General features: G+C 62.1%; 13 protein-coding genes and 6 pseudogenes. 7 read left to right on the top strand and 12 right to left on the bottom strand.

What is annotated here, in order from left to right; translation table 11 throughout:
* Window positions 1-52: 52 nt before the first annotated feature.
* Genes AC6IY7_RS19790 through AC6IY7_RS19780 form a run of 3 tightly spaced genes read right to left on the bottom strand, consistent with a single transcriptional unit; the run spans window position 53 to window position 2622 of the window.
* Window positions 53-850, bottom strand: coding sequence for an SDR family oxidoreductase (locus AC6IY7_RS19790; RefSeq protein WP_497783104.1), 798 nt, complete (start codon window positions 848-850; stop codon window positions 53-55).
* Window positions 843-1622 carry a carboxymuconolactone decarboxylase family protein gene (locus tag AC6IY7_RS19785; RefSeq protein WP_497783103.1) on the bottom strand — a complete coding sequence of 260 codons (780 nt, stop codon included), beginning with the start codon at window positions 1620-1622 and terminating at the stop codon, window positions 843-845. The genes AC6IY7_RS19790 and AC6IY7_RS19785 overlap by 8 nt, the downstream gene beginning before the upstream one ends.
* A gap of 10 nt (window positions 1623-1632) precedes the next feature.
* Window positions 1633-2622 (bottom strand): aldo/keto reductase, encoded by a 990-nt coding sequence (locus AC6IY7_RS19780; protein ID WP_497783102.1) that lies wholly within the window; start codon window positions 2620-2622, stop codon window positions 1633-1635.
* 472 nt (window positions 2623-3094) lie between these two features.
* On the opposite strand from AC6IY7_RS19780, the gene AC6IY7_RS19775 reads away from it, so the two are divergent.
* From AC6IY7_RS19775 to AC6IY7_RS19760, 4 genes and pseudogenes are all read left to right on the top strand, one after another.
* Window positions 3095-4000, top strand: a complete 906-nt coding sequence (locus AC6IY7_RS19775; protein ID WP_497783101.1) for a LysR family transcriptional regulator — start codon at window positions 3095-3097, stop codon at window positions 3998-4000.
* Window positions 4001-4287: 287 nt separating this feature from the next.
* A pseudogene (locus tag AC6IY7_RS19770) lies at window positions 4288-4485 on the top strand (TonB family protein); the annotation flags it as partial.
* A gap of 378 nt (window positions 4486-4863) precedes the next feature.
* A complete protein-coding gene (locus AC6IY7_RS19765; RefSeq protein WP_497783139.1) occupies window positions 4864-5580 on the top strand; it encodes a L,D-transpeptidase in 717 nt (238 codons plus the stop codon).
* 825 nt (window positions 5581-6405) lie between these two features.
* Complete coding sequence (locus AC6IY7_RS19760) at window positions 6406-6792, top strand: hypothetical protein (protein ID WP_497783100.1); 387 nt, start codon at window positions 6406-6408, stop codon at window positions 6790-6792.
* 130 nt (window positions 6793-6922) lie between these two features.
* Here the strand turns inward: AC6IY7_RS19760 and AC6IY7_RS19755 are convergent, their stop codons facing one another.
* The 4 genes and pseudogenes from AC6IY7_RS19755 to AC6IY7_RS19740 all read right to left on the bottom strand — a co-directional run.
* Entirely contained in the window at window positions 6923-7702 is a 780-nt protein-coding gene (locus tag AC6IY7_RS19755; RefSeq protein WP_497783099.1) for a tetratricopeptide repeat protein, read from the bottom strand.
* The gene (locus AC6IY7_RS19750) at window positions 7654-8697 is read right to left on the bottom strand and encodes a tetratricopeptide repeat protein (protein ID WP_497783098.1); all 1044 of its coding nucleotides are present in this window, start codon (window positions 8695-8697) and stop codon (window positions 7654-7656) included. The genes AC6IY7_RS19755 and AC6IY7_RS19750 overlap by 49 nt, the downstream gene beginning before the upstream one ends.
* A 288-nt stretch (window positions 8698-8985) precedes the next feature.
* Complete coding sequence (locus AC6IY7_RS19745) at window positions 8986-9498, bottom strand: ProQ/FINO family protein (protein WP_497783138.1); 513 nt, start codon at window positions 9496-9498, stop codon at window positions 8986-8988.
* 15 nt (window positions 9499-9513) lie between these two features.
* Window positions 9514-9801, bottom strand: a pseudogene (locus tag AC6IY7_RS19740) (ProQ/FINO family protein); the annotation flags it as partial.
* A 643-nt stretch (window positions 9802-10444) separates the two neighbouring features.
* Here AC6IY7_RS19740 and AC6IY7_RS19735 point away from each other — a divergent pair.
* Window positions 10445-10867 (top strand): annotated as a pseudogene (locus AC6IY7_RS19735) (IS6 family transposase); the annotation flags it as partial.
* A 360-nt stretch (window positions 10868-11227) separates the two neighbouring features.
* Here AC6IY7_RS19735 and AC6IY7_RS19730 read toward each other — a convergent pair.
* Window positions 11228-11383, bottom strand: a pseudogene (locus AC6IY7_RS19730) (CrcB family protein); the annotation flags it as partial.
* Here AC6IY7_RS19730 and AC6IY7_RS19725 point away from each other — a divergent pair.
* Window positions 11382-11477: pseudogene (locus AC6IY7_RS19725) on the top strand (IS5/IS1182 family transposase); the annotation flags it as partial. The pseudogenes AC6IY7_RS19730 and AC6IY7_RS19725 sit on opposite strands and share 2 nt — an antisense overlap.
* A gap of 77 nt (window positions 11478-11554) precedes the next feature.
* Here the strand turns inward: AC6IY7_RS19725 and AC6IY7_RS19720 are convergent.
* Complete coding sequence (locus tag AC6IY7_RS19720) at window positions 11555-12460, bottom strand: hydrogen peroxide-inducible genes activator (protein ID WP_497783097.1); 906 nt, start codon at window positions 12458-12460, stop codon at window positions 11555-11557.
* A gap of 189 nt (window positions 12461-12649) precedes the next feature.
* Between AC6IY7_RS19720 and katG the strand changes: the two genes are divergently transcribed.
* Window positions 12650-14830: a catalase/peroxidase HPI gene (katG, locus tag AC6IY7_RS19715; protein WP_497783137.1), complete on the top strand. Its 2181-nt coding sequence runs from the start codon at window positions 12650-12652 to the stop codon at window positions 14828-14830.
* A gap of 83 nt (window positions 14831-14913) precedes the next feature.
* Here katG and AC6IY7_RS19710 read toward each other — a convergent pair.
* The 3 genes and pseudogenes from AC6IY7_RS19710 to AC6IY7_RS19700 all read right to left on the bottom strand — a co-directional run.
* Window positions 14914-15090: pseudogene (locus tag AC6IY7_RS19710) on the bottom strand (IS6 family transposase); the annotation flags it as partial.
* A gap of 169 nt (window positions 15091-15259) precedes the next feature.
* The gene (locus tag AC6IY7_RS19705) at window positions 15260-15565 is read right to left on the bottom strand and encodes a hypothetical protein (RefSeq protein ID WP_497783096.1); all 306 of its coding nucleotides are present in this window, start codon (window positions 15563-15565) and stop codon (window positions 15260-15262) included.
* 249 nt (window positions 15566-15814) lie between these two features.
* Window positions 15815-18928 (bottom strand): efflux RND transporter permease subunit, encoded by a 3114-nt coding sequence (locus tag AC6IY7_RS19700; protein WP_497783136.1) that lies wholly within the window; start codon window positions 18926-18928, stop codon window positions 15815-15817.
* Window positions 18929-18935: the final 7 nt, after the last annotated feature.

Here is an 18935-nt window from a genome sequence, read left to right as displayed (position 1 = left end):
CTCTCACTTCGCTAAACGGCAGGGACGCATTCGCCGCGCCGCGGCGCCTGATTCAGGACGCGGCTGAAGCGCTTGCCCTCATTGCTTCGAAATCCACCTTCACCCGATCGGGCTCGGCGGCGAATGGCATATTGCCGGCGTCACGCGCCGCATCGACCGCGCCGGTCGCATCCGCGGCGAGCGGCGCGAAGAGCGCATCGAAATCGGCGGACGCCGGTCCCTTTTCGGCGATGAGCTCGAAGGTCTTCCGCAGCGCCTGCGGCGATGTCAGCGCGTGGACCAGGACCTCGGCGATCTGGCGCCGCGACACCACGCTGTCGCCTGGCGTGCCGGACTGCCGCCTATCGCCCTGCAGCAGCACGAGGCGATGCTGGTCTGCGTCATTGTAGTCGAACCAGCCGGCCCGAACGATCGTATAAGGATGGCCGCTGGCGCGCAGCAGACGCTCCGACCGACGCTTCCAATCATGGGCTTCGGTCGAGCGATTATAGGAGCCGGCGCGGTTGGTCACACCGATCGACGTCATCAATGCGATGCGAGCCCGCCGCGAGCCGAGCGCAGCGAGAATATTGCGCACCCCGCCATAGTCCACACGCTCATTCGCCACGCGGTCGCCATTCGAGCCATGTGTGAAGACCACGGCGTCTATGCCCTCGAGCGCCGGCCCGAGCGTTTCCGGCCGCGTCAGATCGCCTACCGCGATCTCGACGCCGGCGGGAAGACGCGCGCGGCTCGCGTCGCGCACCAGAGCGCGGACCCTGTGTCCTTGCTCGAGGGCCACGGCGAGCACATGGCTCCCGATGCTGCCCGTGGCGCCGACGCACAGAATGGCGAGCGAGCCGTCAGTCATTGTCCTTTTGCTCCGTCGCTGGCGGAGCCGCCTCGTTGATCGCCGCGATCGCATTGAGCGTCCGCGGATAGCCGATGAAGGGCAGCAGCTGCGTCGCCACATCGATCAGCAATGCGCGGCCATTGCCCACATTCCGATTTGCGCCCACATGCGCCCGCAGCTGCGGATCGCAGCCGCCTTGCGCGGCCAGAATGCTGAAGGTCAAAAGCTCGCGCAGCGCAATGTCGAGCCCATTGCGCGTGTAAGTGTCGCCGAAGCAATTCCCCGAGAGAAAGCGCTGGATGTGCATGAGATCGGCCGGGGCGCTCTCATACATGCGCCTTATGGTCTCCTCGCCGATGATGCGGGCCTGCGCCTCATAGCCCTTCTCCATCCGGTTCTGCGGCGTGGTGGTCGACTGTCCCGGCAGCGGCAGTGCGACGCCGCGCGCGGCGAACACATCATTGACGGCGTGGATGAAATCGAAGGCCTTGCCCATGCCCACATAGGGCACGGCGTGATAGACGACCTCCTTCGCCTCGACCGGAGTCACGCCTATGTTCAGCGCGGCTCCCAGCATGACGCGAAACTCGCCGAGCCCCTGGCAGCCGATCAACGCGCCGAGCTGAAGGATCAGCCGTGTGCGTGCATCGAGACGGCCATGCGAGAGAACTTCGTCGAAGGCGAAATTATCGAAGGTCTCGATCAATTCCGGATCGGTCACGGCGAGCGTCGAGACAAGGCCGGGGAAGAGTTCGTCGTGATTCTCGCGGGCTCTTTCGTTCGGCGCCATTGGTCTGCTCCTAGAGGCCGGTCGTCGCCAACAGCGGAGCAGGATAGCGCTCGCCCTCTATGTCGATCTCGGCCAGCGCCTGCCGGATCTCGGCGAGATCGGCGCTCGTCAATTCGACATTCACGGCTCCGAGATTTTCCTCGAGCCGATGCAGCTTGGTGGTTCCGGGGATCGGCACGATCCACGGCTTCTGCGCCAGCAGCCAGGCGAGCGCGATCTGCGCCGACGTCGCCTTCTTCGCTGTCGCGATGCGCTTCAGCAGATCGATGAGCGCCTGGTTCTTCTCCATCGCCTCCGGCGTGAAGCGGGGCAGGATCTTGCGGAAATCATCCTCGCCGATCTTCGTGTCCTTGCTCATCGCGCCGGTCAGAAAGCCCTTGCCGAGCGGGCTATAGGGCACGAGACCTATGCCGAGCTCCTCGCAGACCTCCAATATGCCATTGGTCTCCGGGCCGCGCGTCCAGAGCGAATATTCATTCTGCAAAGTCGTCACCGGCTGGACCGCATGTGCGCGCCGCACCGTATTCGCGCCCGGCTCCGACAGGCCGAAATGCTTCACCTTGCCCGCGGCGATGAGCTCCTTCACCGCGCCGGCCACATCCTCTATCGGCACTTTCGGATCGACGCGATGCTGATAGAAGAGATCGATGACGTCGACGCCGAGACGCTTCAGCGACGCATCGGCGACTTCCTTGATGTGCTCCGGACGGCTGTTCGTCCCGGCCATTTTGCCGTCGACGATATCGAAGCCGAATTTGGAGGCGATCACGACTTTGTCGCGCACCGGCCGGAGCGCTTCGCCGACCATCTCCTCGTTGGTGAAAGGGCCGTAGATCTCGGCCGTATCGAAAAGGGTCACGCCGAGATCGACGGCCTTGCGGATCAGACCGACGCCCTCTTCTCTTGTGAGCTTGTGCGAATAGCTGAAATCCAGCCCCATGCAGCCGAAGCCGAGCGCGGAAACCTCGAGGCCGTTTTTTCCCAAAATGCGCTTTTGCATCACAAAGCTCCTTTCCGCTGTTTCACCGTCGCTGTGGAGACCGCCGCCGAACGCGGTCAGCCCGGATCGACGACATGCTCCATCCATTCGACCGCTCTGCCGTCGAGCGTTTCCGTGATGGCGATATGTCTCATGGCCGTCGAAGGGACGGATCCCGCTGCGGCGATCTTCATGACAAGTCCCTTTCCGCAGCGTCGTTTTGGCGGCCTCCTTGCCGACTTGCGGCGGGGCGCCACGTCTCGAGATATTGGTACCATTGGTCCGCGCCGGGCATTAGACGGAGAAATCCGCATACACTTATATTTTGAATTCATATATAAGTTTCGCGGGGAGGCCGTAGTGGGGGAGCAGCCAATGCCGACTACCCGCGAAACGAAATCGCGTCGGAGCAGAACCCTCATGTCCTCGGCACATCTGATCGCGGAAAACAGCGAGCGAAATGCATCTAACGCCGATAACCAGGAATCCATGAATGAAGCGGGATGAGCTCGGCGATCTCTTGGCGTTTTTGGCTGTCGCGGAAGAGCAGAGCTTCACGCGCGCGGCCGCCCGGATGGGCACATCGCAATCCTCGCTCAGCCATACTGTCCGCCGCATGGAGGAGCGAATGGGGGTGCGATTGCTGACGCGCACCACCCGCAGAGTCGCGCCGACCGAAGCCGGCGAGCAGCTGATCGAAACCCTGCGCCCCGCCTTCGACGATATCGAGACGAGGATCAACGCCGTCAGCGCTCTGGGCCAAAAGCCAATCGGCACGATCCGGCTGACGTCCAGCCGTCAGCCGGCGGTCGGCATTCTCCTGCCGGCCGCGATGCGGCTGATGAGCGAATATCCCGACGTCAATATCGAGATTTCGGTCGAGCAGAAATTCACCGATATCGTCGCCGAACGATTCGACGCGGGCGTCCGACTCGGAGAGCAGGTCGAGAAGGATATGATCGCGGTCCGTATCGGTCCGGATTTGCGCATGGTCGTCGCTGGTTCTCCCGAATATTTCAGAACGCGGTCGGCGCCGCTAACCCCTCACGATCTGACGCAACATATTTGTATCAATTTGCGGCTTCCAACGCTCGGCGGACTCTACGCCTGGGAGTTCGAAAAGGACGGACGGCCGCTCAATGTGCGCGTCGCCGGCCAGTTCACCGGCAATGACGTTCCCATTCTCCTGGAAGCCGCCGTGAATGGCTTGGGGCTCGTCTGCCTGCCCGACGATCAATTCGGCTCGCTGATCGCCGAGGGTCGGCTCCTGCGCGTGCTCGAAGACTGGTGTCCACCCTTTCCCGGCTATCACCTCTACTATCCAAGCCGCCGTCAAGTCTCGCCGGCCTTCAGAATCTTGACCGAGGCTCTCCGCTATCGTGATCCTATTCAGAAATGACGGTCCGCCATTTACTCCCTCCTACTGGCCGCCGGATTCCGGCCGTTGTGCCCGCGCCGGTCCTCGAGCGAACTCAAAAGACGAGGCGGGAGAAGCCGACCGGACAATGATGGATCTCTGTCGTCGAGGGCTTCAATTCGCATCGAAACCTTCGCGAGGAGGTTTTTTCCGCTCTTCGAAATCCCGCGCTCGGCGGTGTCCTGGAAAAGGTTTCCGTCGTGGCCGCGCATCAGATCGTACCCGAGCTACACTCTGAATGAGATCGCAGACCGCCCGACTTTTCGAAAGGCGCGACCGGCTCGGTCGCCGTCGTCTTCTCGATCGGGCTGTCGGGCGCCGTCGCCGGCCACGCCATCACGCGCTCTTCCGGCAATGGCGCGATCGACGCCGCCGTGCATCAGATGCTGGCCGCCTCGCATCCGCCGCCGCTGCCCGGCGGACATTTTAGCGGCAGCGTGACCATTTCATTCGATCTCTCGAGGTGATCGTGTTCAGCATCGTCGCGACATGGCCTTCTATCGCCTGCCTGCCGCTCGGCTTTTGCGGCCTGCCGACGGCGCGAACGTCCGAGAAATCCAGGGGAAGCGGACCCTCCTGTCGTCCGCGCCGAATGGCCGATTATGGCGCAACCTCCCCGTTCGGGAAGGCGAACCGGAAACTATGACCCATCTCCACCTCGCCGAACGTCTGCTGACTACGAGACCGCGTGGACGTTGCCGACTTTGGCGTAAGGCGAGCACCGTAGTGAAGCCCTAGCTTGCCAATCGAGCCGTGTGACGGCAATTTCAGCTCAGCGAAGAGGTTCAGCGGTTTACGCCGGAGTATTCTCTGGCCGATGACAGGACATGGGAAAATCCGAAATCATGATCATGGATGATGGGATTGCCGACGCCGGCGAAAGAAATGAGGGAGCTCGGCTCGGGCTCGGGCTCGGGTCGGGACGCCTCGACCGCCGGTCGTTTCTGTTCGGCTCCGCCGCCGGTCTCGGCGCGCTGGGGCTCGCCGGTTGCGCGACCTCCGACCGCGTGATCCCCGCCGAGATAGCGAAAATGTACGGGCCGCTGTCCAATGAGAAGTTCCCGATCCAGGCAGTCGATCTCCGCAAGGTCGATTCGAAATATTATCGCCAGACGGTGCGCTACGACACCAAGGAAGCGCCCGGCACGATTATCGTCGATCCCGGCAACTATTTTGTCTACCGAATCGAAGGCGACGGAAACGCCACCCGCTATGGCGCCAATGTCGGCCGCGCCGGCTTCCTGTGGAGCGGAGAAACCTATGTTGGGCGAAAGGCCGAATGGCCTATCTGGACGCCGCCCAAGGAGATGATCCTGCGCCAGCCAGAGGCGCGCAAATATGCCGGCGGTATGCCGGGAGGTCTGGACAATCCGCTCGGCGCCCGCGCGCTCTATCTCTATAAGAACGGCATCTACACGGTCTACACGATCTACAGCACCAGCGACCCCGAGACGATCGGGACCGGCGTTACGAGCGGCTGCACCGGCCTCCTCAGTCAGGACATGATCGACCTCTATTCACGAACGCCGATCAAGACGAAAGTGGTGATCCTGCCGGCATAGCCGACGGCGTCGCCCCCGGTCGAGGCGCCGCCGGCTCTGGCAGCGTAACGAACAGAGCCGCGTGAATTCCGATTGTGGCGCGACCTCGCCGTTCGTGAACCGCTTCATTGCCGTTGTCATGGCTCAGATTAAGCTGGGATGAGGACCCTGGCGGCCGATCGGCGTCGGTCAGCGGTGCCTTGTCTCGTGAAGCACTCCGCTGAGCAATGGGCCGACGGCGCCCTCGACGGCGGCCGTTCGATCCATGCGAGCATAAGGCCATATTGAACGGTCACAGGTTCTGGCAGACCGTTTGCCTGATCATGGCGAACGGAACTGGCGCCTGGTCCTTGGTCTAGCGCTGAAGCTCTCCAGCTATAATTTCCGAAGCGCTACGCGCACTCTTGGCGAGCTCTGCGATGGCGGTTACCTTCCCGCCGCGCAGGAGTTCGCCCCTATTCGCGCCGAACATGGAGTCGAAGCCGTCGCCGATTGGGCCGAATGCGTCTCAGGCGTCGCAGGGCCATCGCGGAACGGTTCCGAAGCGAATGCTGGTCCAATCGAAAGTACGCCAGCCAAGTCGCCGTCGGCTTTCAATCTGCTTCCAAAATTGCGCGCCGAATAGCACTCGCCGCATGGCCCTCGACTGAGACGCCGACGACTCGATTGTTCCGTCGCGGCGCGCGTTGTGCGCGCGGGCTCACAGCATACGATCGACGCGTTCGACGCCATAGTCCGTCAAAGATTAGAAAATGACGTCGTGTCCGAGGCTGTCTTGCACTCGAACTGATTTCGCCTAACAATCTGCGTTGAGCGAGTGTTCTCCTCGTTCAAAAGGAACGCGCAATGCACTCGTCGAACCATCGCCCCCAAGACATTTGGATCGAGCAGTGTGAAGCTGCTCGCGGTATCTCTACGAAGTTCGGATTGAAAGCATCCTTCGACTATCTTGTCGGAGAAAAGCTCATGGCCTTCATGGAGGCCGCTGTGCGCTATCCAGATTTCGCGAGAGCGCTTCCTCTTTTCGTCTCAGAGGTGAGACGAACCTTCGATCCGCGTGTGTTGCACGACCATTTGACGCGCATCGAGCGTGAGCACGCAGAGCGCGCTGTGATCGAAATTGAAGGCGAAGATTGCGAGTTTTTCGAGGACGCCCGCGAGAATGAGCGATGGGAGGCTCGGTTCGAGTTAATGAAAGACCTGTTGACCGCAAAACAGCTCGGAACTTCCTGAGCCGAAGAGCCCAGACGACGAGGACGCGCGGCAGAGCGCGAGCGATTGGCGCAATGCGAGGCCTCCCTCGTCCATTTGCCTCCGTTCGCGACGATCACCAGAGCATCCTCCTCTGCGTCCCTGAACTGGGTCAGCTCGCTGGATCGAGGAAAATGGCGGCGATTTCATCCATCAAAGGATGATGGATCCCCACCTCACAGAATTCATTGAACTCCTCGCGAATTGTCTGCTCCCACGTCGGCGCCAAGAAGACGAGACTTCCGATATCCTCGCTGCCCAGTTTGCCGCGGCACTTCAAATAGAGTTGCCGCGCCTCGTCCGTCCTCCCCGCAAACATGAGCACATGGGCCTGGGCGATGTCGCGTCTCTTTCGATCCGTCTCGAAAGGTGCTCGATCCGCAACATTGATGCCTTCGGCCAGGTCTAGGGCGGCCGCGGCGCGCTCTCCGATCGCCCACCAGGCCAGAGCCCGCAAACGATAGGCGTCGAGATCGGCAGGACGCTGCTCGATGACCGCCGTGAAATCGGCAATGGCTCTGATGTGATCGCCTTTGGCGCGCCATGCCCGGCCGCGGTGGCGACTGGCCTCCACTTCGCCGGGTTCGCGCGCGAGTGCGTCCGTGAAGTCGGCAATGGCAAGGTCAAGGAGACCCGCCAATAAATGAGCGCCGCCCCGCCGCAAGAAGCTTTGGGCCACCAAATGGGGATCGGCTTTCCCGCCGAGCTCGATCGCTTTGCTGAAATCGGCGATCGCTGCCTGATATTGCGAGACTGCGTAACGCACGCATCCCCGATCCAGATGATATCCGACGAGCAGATCGTGCCAATAACCGCAATCGTGATCGCGCGCGACTGCGACGCTCAAATCGGCGATGGCGAGGTCGAAGTCCTCATCTCTTCGCGATTGCATCCATCTGGCGTAATAGGTCTCGGCGCGATCGACGTAGAGAAAGGGCTCTCCGCTTCGGAGCATAGACTCAGCGACTTGGTAAAATCGGCGATGGATACGTCGAAGCGTCCGACTGAGCGATGAGCGCAGGCGCGCCACCTGTAGGCGTCGGAATTCTTCGGGGCGAGCGAGATGGCGCGATCGAGGTCGACAATGGCGCTGTTCGAATAAAGGAGCGTTTTCGCCGGCTTGTTGTTCGGTCGATCCGCATGGCTCACAAAGGTCTCGCCGCGCGCGACATAAGCGTCGACACGCGTCGGGGCGATTCGAAGACACTCGGTGAAATCGGCTATGGCGTTGGCATATCGCGCCTTTTGGAGCCAGATGCGCCCACGCAGATAATAGGCTTCGTCGGAACCGGGGTCGAGCGTGAGCGCCCTCGTGAAATCGGCGATGGCGGCGTCGCGCTTGTTCAGCCAGCGCAGCAACGTCCCGCGTTCGAGAACCGCCGCCTTGTCGTCGGGGTCGATTTCCAACACCTTGTCGAGGTCGGCTATGGCGCGAGGCAGATCATTCATGCGCCGATAGAGAGTGGCTCGACGGGCATACCAAGCAGCGTTTTCGGGCGCCGCCTCGATGGCGCTGGTCAGATCGGCGATCGCGCGATCACGATCGCCGAGGTCGAAGTGGAGGAAGCCGCGCGTCGCGTATGCGTAAGCGTTGCAGGCGTCGAACGTGATCGCCTTTGTGAGCTTGTCGAGCGCATCGCGTGCGTCCCCCCTGTCGAGGGCCGCGACAGCCTGCTCGGTCGCCTTATCGGACAGACGAGGAATCGGAGTGCTCATCTCGGCCACCGCAATCTTTTCATCCGCGATTCCTTCGACCGAAATGGCGATCGTCGACGACCACGAGAGATACGTCTCGGGATGAAGTATTATGACCGTTCGGTTGCGACGATTTCCGCCAATTTCGATAATCGCATTGATAGAACCGCGCTCGTTCCGAGTCGAGTCCATCGATCCGAACCCTGGCGAGAGCAGGTCGAGATGTCCGTCTCGGATTGCCGACGATTTGACCGGATCGAGCGGAAAGAGATCGGATGTCGCCCGAGGCTCCGGTGGCCCGTAGGCATGATCTCCCCAGCGACTACGCAGGCGGCTTGCTCGAGCTCCGACGTCAGATCCGGCTTTGCGCTTATGCGAACCTCCCAGGAGCGGGGGGGGTACGTGATCGCATCGTCCCCAACCACGGCGCTCCTATCCCTGTGTTCCCTCCGGTTCGGCCCTTCCCCACTGACTATTCTCCTAACGGGGTCCCGAGCCGCCCCTTCGAATTGGCATGGGACGAGAATGGTCAGCGCCAGACACCGAGGCGGGGTCCGACGCGGACTTCGGTCGAGCGGCAAGGCCGATGACGGCCGGTTTCGGTTTCGCAGGCGTCGCAGGGAGCGAACCGACATTCTCGCGTTGCGCCTTTTCCTCCGCAGCAACCCGTGCAGCCTTGATCCGGTCACGCAGAAAAGGGAGGCGACGCTTGGCGTTCGTTGCTTCCTGCTCGGTGACGAATTGCGTCACCGAGCCGTCCAGATCGAAGCGTGGAGCTCCAGGAATCATCCCGCGCAGATAATCGAGGCCCGTCACGTAGACCCAAAGAGCCTTTCGCACCCTCGCCAGATCGAGGTCGGGGCGGCGCTCGAGGATATCGCCGTGAATGCCAATCGCGACCGCCGGCCGGCCACGGACGTCGCGCGGCTTGAAGCAGGCGGGAAAGCTCATCACCAGCTCGGCGAGCGCGGCATGACCTTCGCTCGCCGGGATTTTGCGGGATCGCGCTCTGCTCTCGAACTCGAGAAGGAGCCGCTCGGCCCTCTGGAGCTCGTCGGATGTGATCGCGGCTCGCACGACGCCGTCGAGATCGACGCGCGGCAATCCGGCAATCACGCTACGAAAATACTCCGGACCCGTGGTGTAGACCTGCAACGCCCGGCTCAGCCGGTCGGGATCGAGGTGAGGCCGGCAGAGGAGAATGTCCGCTTCCACGCCGATGGCGAGGGGCGGCTGGTCTTTCGCGCCATGCGGCTTGAAGCACGCCGGGAAGGCGTAGATCAATTCATCGAGGAGAGCGCGAACCTCGGGCGTGAGAGCGCTTTTGCGCCTCCCCGTCGATCGTGGGTCGCGGTTGGTCGGCTGCTTGGCGCTCTGTCGCGTCGGTCATGAAAATCCCGTTTTCGAAAATGACGAAAAACACTCGGAAACCGCCGGCGCGTTCGTTCAACCGCGGGCCTCTGCGCGGGGCGCGCCGGCCCCGTCTGCAATCGCGCGGCGCTACGATCGTCACGCGCCACCGGTCGCCGGAGAATTTCGCCCGAATTCCCTGTGCATTGCAAGACCGCCCCGTGATCGGGAAGTTTCGATAGAGATACGCGCACCTCCATGTTCGGTTCGGGACGTCTTCCGACACGAGGAGGTCCCATGTCTACAGTCATATTTCATCCGACCTATCGCGGTGACACGCCACGTCGAAACGTGACGAGGCTCGCCGTCGCTCTCTTGCTGGCGTTCGCTGTCCCCGCCTTCGCCGGCGATCCTGTTCCGGTTACCGAGAGAGGTCTCCCGCAAACAGGCTCCCCCGCCTACGCGGGGATGGACCTGCCTGGGTTCTGTCGCAAAATTGATTTATACTTTAATATACTAACAACGCTCTGATATCCGACTCCTGTCGAATCAATCGGTTAAGTCCGCCAATAATGTGCGAATCGGCCTTGGAAAAAGCATTTACTTGAAATTTGCGACAGAACCGGCAGGCGTGACGGTGGATTTCTTGCTGACCGCAAAGCGGGATTGCAAAGCCGCGCTGCGCTTTTTGCGCAAGGCGATCGGACGGCATGGCGCACCGGAGAAGATCACGATCGACAAAAGCGGCGCCAACACTGCAGCGATCGAAAGCTACAATGCGGAGCATGACGTGGAGATCGAAATCCGCCGCATCAAATATCTCAATAATATTGTCGAACAGGACCGTCGAGCGGTGAAGCGAGTGACGCGGCCGATGTTGGGGTTCAAATCATTTCGCTCGGCTACTGCGACACTCTCGGGGATCGAGCTCATGCATATAATACGAAAGGACCAGGTGCAGACCGGTGGCAAATTGTGTCCAGCGCAGCAGTTCTATGCCCTCGCGGCGTGAGCCGCATCACTCTCACACGCCCGCGTCGCCTCCGTAGACAAAATTTGCGACACAGCCCAGTTTGTCCCTGCCGCTCGAAATTCGCTGAGAGCAAATCGGCCTTCCTGATGCTGTGCTCGAGTTCGATGCCGGCGAAAGCGGTTTGGACTCGTCGGATCAAGTCTTCGCCGCTCGTAAGCTCGAAAGCGCGCCAGATCACATAGTCGTCGACGCGCGGCGCGGCGAGGAATTCGGCGAGCTTCTGGCGATCGGCCTCGACGGAAATCGACACATTGCTTCATAAAGCGGACGATGATCGAATTTGGCGTCCTCGCCAACGAATATCCTGAGGAGCACGGCGTCGCGTGGAATCTTCATCTATCACGCTCCTTTCAACTCGTTGAGAAAAGCGGCTGCAACATGCCCGAACCACACAGCGAGAAGGCACAGCACGACAGAAAGACCAACATTCGCCAACGCGCCCATTGCTTCTCCACTCCGCACGAGATTGAGTGTTTGCAGGCTGAAGGAGGAAAATGGCTATTTCGATCTTTGGACATACGACGGAACGCTCGATCGCATCCATCATGCTCTCTATGTGAGGTGTCGCGAGGCGGAACGATCCCCGGCAAAATGCCGAACCTGATCGCGTGCTCATTCCTCAATTTGCACCGCAACCAGCCATCGTGATCTCTCTTCGTTCGCGGCCTATGTCAGGACGGAGGCGCTCGCGGATTTTTGTCGCGACGCCACGATCAGCCGGCCGAAGGCGCGAAACTCGTCGCCGCGGCGCGATGATTTGCGCCAGACGAGGCCGATGGTCCGGCGCGGCTCCGGCGGCTCGATGCGCAGCACGCGGACGCCGCCCCGCGCCGTCTCGATCGACAGACTCATCTCGGGGAGCAGCGTGCAACCCATGCCCGCCGAGACCATCTGAACGAGCGTCGTCAGATTGGTCATACCGAAAGTGTCGATGTTCAGCACATTGCGGCTCTCGCAATAACTGAGCGCCTGTTCGCGCAGGCAATGGCCGTCCTCGAGGAGCAGCAATCGCTGCGCCTTCAGCGTCTCCGCGCTGACGGCGCCGGCGTCCTCCGGCAATCCGCCGGGTGGAGCGGCGAGACAGAATCGGTCCTCGAAGAGCGGCATCGATTCGAGCTCCGGATCGACGGGCGTCGCCAACATGACAAGATCGAGAAGCCCATCCTCCAGCTCTTTCGTCAATGTCGCCGTCTGCGCCTCGCGAAGGTGCAGGGGCCGCAGAGCGGCCGCGCCGCCGCCGCCGATCGCGTCGAACAAGGTCGGCAGAATATAGGGCGCGACGGTCGGGATGACCCCGAGGCGAAGCGGACAGAAATTCTGATCCGCCATCGTCTCCAGCTCCGAAATATCCGCGAGGATGCGGCGGGCGACCTTGGCGATCTCGCAGCCGGCGGCGGTCAAAATGAACAATTTCCCGCACCGCTCGACCAGTTGCGTGCCGAGTTCGGCCTCCAGCTCCTTGATCTGCATTGAGAGCGCCGGCTGCGTCACGGCGCAGAGATCGGCCGCCTTGCCGAAATGCTCGGTGCGGGCGAGGGCGTCGAAGTAACGGAGCTGCTTGGTCGTGATCATCAGTTTTCCTGATCGATAACGAATAAATTCGAATTTCACCTAATCGATTTCGTGCCTTATAGCAAGCTTGGCGGGGGCGCGACGAGGAGGAATGCAATGCCGAATACAACAGAAAAAAAGATGGCGAGCGCTATGAAGCCACGCTCGCGAGCGGGCTTGCGGCGCTTTCTGCGGACCAGCGCCGCGGCGATGGCGATCGTTGTCGGCGCGACGCTCGCCGCATCGGCCGAGGGCGCGCCGCATCCCAATCAATTCTGGTGGCCGGACCAGCTCGATCTCTCGCCGCTGCGCCGCAATACGGCGGAATCGAACCCGCTCGGCAAGGATTTCGACTATGCGAAGGCGTTTCAGACGCTCGATCTCGCCGCCGTCAAAAAGGACATCGCGGCCGTATTGACGACCTCGCAGGATTGGTGGCCAGCCGACTACGGCAATTACGGCCCCTTCTTCATCCGCATGGCCTGGCATGGCGCCGGAACCTATCGCATTCAAGACGGCCGCGGCGGCGCGAGCGGCGCGCAGCAGCGCTTCGAGCCGCTCAACAGCTGGCCGGACAATGCCAATCTCGACAAGGCTCGTCGGCTGCTGTGGCCGGTGAAGAAGAAATACGGCCAGAAGCTCTCCTGGGGCGACCTCATGGTGCTGACCGGCAATGTCGCCATGGAGAAGATGGGCTTTGCGACCTTCGGCTTCGGCGGTGGTCGCAGCGACGATTGGGAGCCCGATCTCGTCTATTGGGGCGCCCCCAAATTCATGGGCAATAATCGCGACAAGAGCGGCGCGCTCGAAAAGCCCTTGGGCGCTGTCCAGATGGGCCTGATCTATGTCAATCCCGAGGGGCCCAATGGCGTGCCGGACCCGCTCGCCGCGGCCAAGGATATAAGAGAAGCCTTCGGCCGCATGGCGATGAACGACGAGGAGACGGTCGCGCTGATCGCTGGCGGGCACACTTTCGGCAAGGCGCATGGCGCGAAATCGCCGGCCAAATGCGTCGGCCCGGCGCCGGCGGGGGAGAAAATCGAGACGCAGGGCCTCGGCTGGGCCAATCGCTGCGGCTCCGGCAAGGGCGCGGACACGATCACCAGCGGGCTGGAAGGCGCATGGTCGGTCGATCCGGTCTCCTTCACCACGCAATATTTGGACAATCTCTTCGGCCATGAGTGGGTCAAGACCAAGAGCCCGGCCGGCGCGATGCAGTGGAAGCCAAAGGACGCGGAGGACATCGTCCCCGATGCATATGAGTCCGGCAAGGCGCATCCCTTGATGATGTTCACCACCGATCTCGCGCTGAAATTCGACTCCGAATACAGCAGGATCGCCAAGCGCTTCCATGACGATCCGAATGCGTTCAAGCTCGCGTTCGCAAAGGCCTGGTTCAAGCTCACCCATCGCGACATGGGGCCGCGCTCGCGCTATCTCGGCTCGCAGGTTCCGAAGGAAGATTTGATCTGGCAGGATCCGGTTCCGCAAGCGGATTACAGGCCGATCGAGGCCACGGACATCGCCGGATTGAAGTCGAAAATCCTCGCCTCGGGCCTCACCGACGCCGAACTCATCCGCACGGCATGGGCCTCGGCATCGTCCTTTCGCGGCACAGATAAGCGCGGCGGCGCCAATGGCGCGCGCATTCGCCTCGCGCCAGAAAAGGATTGGGCGGTCAATGACCCCGCCGAGGTAGCGAAGGTCTTGAAGGCGCTGGAGGAGGTGAAGGCCGGCTTCGACAAGGGCCGCGCCGACGGCAAGCGCGTGTCGATCGCCGATCTCATCGTGCTCGGTGGCTCCGCCGCGATCGAGGACGCCGCCAAAAAGGCGGGCGTCGCGGTCGAGGTTCCCGTCTCGCCGGGGCGAACCGACGCGACACAGGCGCAGACGGATGTCGGATCCTTCGCGGTTCTCGAGCCGAAGGCCGACGGCTTTCGCAATTACTTCGCCAAGGGCGGCGACAAAGGCGCCGAGAAATCGCCGCCCGAGGCATTGGTCGATCGCGCGAGCCTGCTGGACCTCACCGTCCCCGAGATGACCGTTCTCGTCGGCGGAATGCGGGCCCTCGGCGCAAATGAGGGGAATTCGCGGCTCGGCGTCTTCACCTCGCGGCCGGGCGTGCTGAGCAACGATTTCTTCGTCAATCTGCTCGACATGTCCACGCAATGGAAAAAGTCGGCCGAGACGGAAGGCGTCTATGAGGGACGCGACCGCAAGAGCGGCGAGCTCAAATGGACGGCGAGCGCCGTCGATCTGATCTTCGGCTCCAATTCCGAGCTGCGGGCGGTCGCGGAAGTCTACGCCTCGGACGACGCAAAGGAGAAGTTCGTGCGGGACTTCATCGCCGCATGGGTCAAGGTGATGAATCTCGACCGCTTCGATTTGTAACGAGCGCGATCGTTAATTTAATCGAGGCCGTGGGTCGCATCCACGGCCTTTTTGTTGTTATATCAGAACCCGTCGGCTCCGGCCTCCAGCAAAGGCGCATACTTGGCGACCCAGCGGTTGAGCGTCGAATGGTCGACTTCGACGCCTCGCTCTTCCATCATTTCCTCGAGTTGACGATAGCTCATCGGATACGCCACATACCAGCGGACGCCCCACAGGATCACTTCCCGTTCAAAATGGCTGCCCTTGAAATCGATCATCGCACTATTCCGCCTGCTCCACTCCCGGCGATCATAGCCCTAACCGACCCGCGATAAAAATTCGCAACAGAGCCGCAAAATACGCAATGATTATATGCAATCAAGTTTGGCCTTGCCATAAGGATCCGGAGATTCGAATTTCGCCTGACGTTTCCAGGCGCCTGACGCTCTATTTTCTCCGTTTTGCGAGGCTCTTTCCGGCCTCGACCGCCAGCGGAACATAGCAAAAGCTTCGCCCGCCCAATGATCCTCGATAGGGAGCTTCGCGGCTATGGCGGAATAATCGAAATTGCACGGACGTGTTCGGCACAGCCAGCGTCAATGACGTCTCGTCAGCAGTGATGATATCGACTTCGAGCGCCTCTCCAGGGCGGTCTATGTCAGCGAGAGTTATTCGCCTTTCCACGATAATTGCTCCCGAAAAAATCTTTGAAATGAGATCAACGGCAACCAGTCTGACCGCCACCATCGACATCTGGCCCACCTCGCACGCAGCCCTGGCGATCTTCTTCCGCTTCCACCGAACATCGGGACTCGATTAGGCGATGGCGTTGCGCCGGCCCGCGCTGGACATTTGCGCGCACCGCAACCGCACGATCATCTCGTGATCGCAACCGAACACGATGGCACGCTACGCCGTTCGAAATTTGTCCAGGCCATGGTCTCGTCCTCTTCGACGAGGCTACCGGTCCACCCGGCCCTCTCTCGCTCGTTTCCATCGCATTCATCGGCGCGTTTGCCCGGGCCCGCCCTCGAAGATCTGGCGCACGGTGACGAACAGCAGAGGAACGAAGACGATGGCGAGCGCCGTCGCGGCGATCATGCCGCCCATGACGCCGACGCCGATCGAGTTTTGCGCGGCCGATCCGGCGCCGCCGGCGAAAGCGAGCGGCGCGACGCCGAGGATGAAGGCGAAGGACGTCATGACGATCGGGCGCAGCCGCTGGCGCGCCGCGAGCAACGTCGCCTCGATCAACGCCATGCCCGCCCTTTGATGGTCGATAGCGAATTCGACGATCAAAATGGCGTTCTTGGCGACGAGTCCGATCGTCGTCAGCAGGCCGACCTTGAAATAGACGTCATTGGCCTCGCCGAACGACAGCGCCGCGACGAGCGCGCCGAGCACGCCGATCGGCACGCACAGCATGACGGCGAGTGGGACCGTCCAACTTTCGTAGAGCGCGGCGAGGCACAGGAAGACGACGAGGACGGAGATCGCATAGAGCGCCGTGGCCTGATTGCCCGAAAGCCGCTCCTGCCGCGACAGACTGGCCCACTCATGGGCGAATCCGGGCGGCAGGCCGGCGACGAGACGGTCGATCTCCGTCATGGCGTCGCCGGAGCTGGCGCCGATTGCGGCCTCGCCCTGGATCTGGACGGCAGGCGATCCGTTGTAACGTTCGAGGCGCGGCGAGCCGAACGCCCAGCGGCCGGACGCAAAGGCGGAGAAGGGCGCCATCTCGCCCGAAGCGCCACGGACATGCCAGCGGTCGAGATCGTCCGGCTGCATTCGGAAATCGGCCGCCGATTGCAGATAGACTTTCTTTACGCGGCCACGATCGATGAAGTCGTTCACATAGGCGCCGCCCCAGGCTGTGGACAGCGTGGCGTTGACGTCGGAAAGACCGATCCCGAGGGCGCTCGCTTTTTCCTGGTCGACGTCGACCGCAAATTGCGGCGTGTCGTCCTGGCCGTTCGGGCGCATGCCGTTCAAGAGCCTGCTTCGCGCTGCGGCGGCGAGCAAATGGTCGCGCGCGGCCAAGAGCTTCTCGTGGCCGGCGCCGGTCAGATCCTCGAGATAGAAATCGAAGCCGCTGCTCGTGCCCAATCCCTCGATCGCGGGCGGCGCCAGCACGAAGACCTGCGCGTCGCGAATGCCGGCGAGCGCCGCCGTCGCTCGCGCCGTCACCGCGGCCGCGGACAGATCGGACGCCCTGCGCTCCGCGAAGTCGCGCAGGCCGACGAAGGCCATGCCGACATTCTGACCGAGGCCGCTGAAGGCGAAGCCTCTCACCGTCATGACGCCGTCGACGGCCTCGCTCTCTCGGTCGAGGAAATAGCGCGTCACCTGATCGAGGGCGCGTTCCGTGCGGTCGCTGGTCGCGCCGACGGGCAGCTGCACGCTGACCATCAGATAGCCCTGATCCTCCTGTGGCAGAAACGAGCTCGGCAGGCGCGTGAACAGCGCTGCGGCCGCGATCGTCATCACGGCCAGAGCCGCGAAGCCGCGCCTCGGGCGCCGCAGAACGGCGTGCGCGCCATTTCGATAAGCGTCGGCGCCGCGTTCCATCTCGCGATCGAACCAGCGGAACAAGCCGGCCTTTTCCGCGCCCGGCTGCGGCGGACGCAGAAGCGTCGCGCAGAGCGCTGGCGTCAGGATCAGCGCGACGCCGACCGACAGCGCCATGGCCGAAACGATGGTGACCGAGAACTGACGGTAGATGACGCCGACCGAACCGCCGAAGAACGCCATCGGCACGAAGACCGCGGACAAGACCGTCGTGATGCCGATGAGCGCGCCGGTGATCTCCGTCATGGATTTGACAGTGGCCTCGCGTGGCGACAGCCCTTCCTCGCGCATGATGCGCTCGACATTCTCGACCACGACGATGGCGTCGTCGACCAAAAGTCCGATCGCCAGCACCATGGCGAACATGGTGAGCGTGTTGATCGAATATCCGGCGACCGCCAGGACGCCGAAGGTTCCGAGCAGCACCACCGGCACGGCGAGCGTCGGAATGAGCGTGGCGCGGATATTGTGCAGAAAGGCCAGCATGACGAGAAAGACGAGGACGATCGCTTCGATCAGCGTGTGGGTCACCTGCTCGATCGAGATTTTGACGAAAGGCGTCGTATCGTAAGGATAGACGACTTTCATTCCTTCCGGAAACGTCGGCGCGAGCCGATCGATCGCCGCCTTGACCGTCGTGGCCGTGCGGACCGCATTCGCGCCCGTCGCCAGATTGACGGCGAGGCCGGTCGCCGGCGCGCCATTGTAGGTCGATGCGCTGACGTAGTCCTCGGCGCCAAGCTCGACGGTCGCGATATCGCCGATGCGAACCAGCGAGCCGTCGGCCGCGCTCTTGAGAATGACCTCGCGGAATTGCTTCGGCGTCTGCAGGCGGCTCTGCGCCGTGACGGTGGCGTTGAGCTGCTGCCCTCTGCGCGCCGGCAGACCGCCGAGCTGTCCTGCCGACACTTGCGCGTTCTGCGCTTGAATCGCGCTCGCGACGTCGCTCGGGATCAGCGCATATTCGGCGAGCTTGTCCGGATCGAGCCATATGCGCATCGCATAGCCGGAGCCGAAGAGCTGCGTGGCGCCGACGCCTTCGACCCGCTTCAGCGTGTCGTTGAGCGCGCTCTTGACGTAATCCGACAGATCGGTGTCGGTCATCTTGCCGTCGGTCGAGACGAAGCCGACGACCATCAAAAAGGCGCTCGACGATTTGGTGACCGCAAGCCCATTGGACTGGACCATGGTCGGCAGCAGCGCAGTGACGAGCTGCAGCTTGTTCTGCACCTGCATCTGCGCCACGTCCGGATTGGCGGCGTTGGTGAAGGTGAGGGTGATGTCGGCCTGACCGGTCGATGTCGACGTCGAGGTCATATAGTCGAGATGGTCGAGGCCGGTCATGCCTTGCTCGATGATCTTGGTGACCGAATTCTCGACCGTCCGCGCATCGGCTCCAGGATAGTTGGCGGTGATCTGGATCGTCGGCGGCGCGATCTCCGGATATTGCGAAACCGGCAGGCCGGCCAGCGCCAGCAGGCCGCCGAGCATGACGACGATGGCAATCACCGAGGCGAAGATCGGACGGTCGATGAAAAATGCCGAAATCACGCGC

This window comes from Methylosinus sp. is20ea, assembly GCF_059718135.1.
This window is presented reverse-complemented; position numbering and strand designations above follow the sequence as displayed.